Origin of the sequence: Microbulbifer sp. 2205BS26-8 (assembly GCF_030731025.1) — a bacterium.
Classification (GTDB): domain Bacteria; phylum Pseudomonadota; class Gammaproteobacteria; order Pseudomonadales; family Cellvibrionaceae; genus Microbulbifer; species Microbulbifer spongiae.
In genome coordinates, this window is the sequence record NZ_JAVAMR010000182.1 from 1 (window position 1) to 512 (window position 512).

A 512-nucleotide genomic window follows, 5' to 3' on the forward strand; every position below is an offset into this window, starting at 1 on the left:
TCGATTCCGGCCTGCTGTCCGGCAATGCCAATACCTTCACCACGAAGACCTGCCAAGCGGTTAAACCAATTTCCGTACTCTGTGGAGGCGAGGTTCTGGCCGTAGGCGTTGAGGTCTTTTAATGCGGCTCCGGACAACAGATTGCCCCTTGCCGCTGCACTTCGGTTTATCGCCTTTTCCCCTTCGGACAGTCTGAACTGATAATCGGGGGACTCATAAAAGCTGGAATAATCACCGGCCAGGGCCGCATCGATCATCCCATTAGCTTTCAGGCTGGTATTTGCATAAGGCCCATATCTGGCCAGGGCGTGGGCGCCCGCCTCGCGGTATGTGCCCTCCGCGTCCCTGTAGCCCTGCTGCTGCGCGTCGGCGGCTTTTTTCGCCTCCTTAGCGCCAAATAAATCAGTCACAAAACCCATAGTGTTTTCTCCTTACGGGATGTATAGCTTCCCGCCGATTGGCTGAGCGTTCAGCGCGTTTGCCTCGTCTGCCAGGGCCTGCACGCTGCCCTC

The 512-nt window shown here is 57.0% G+C and carries 1 protein-coding gene; it reads right to left on the bottom strand.

Annotated elements, in window-relative coordinates:
- Positions 1-419 (bottom strand): hypothetical protein (locus Q5Y71_RS17170; RefSeq protein ID WP_306043287.1); only part of this gene is annotated, 419 nt, incomplete at its 3' end.
- Positions 420-512 lie beyond the last annotated feature (93 nt).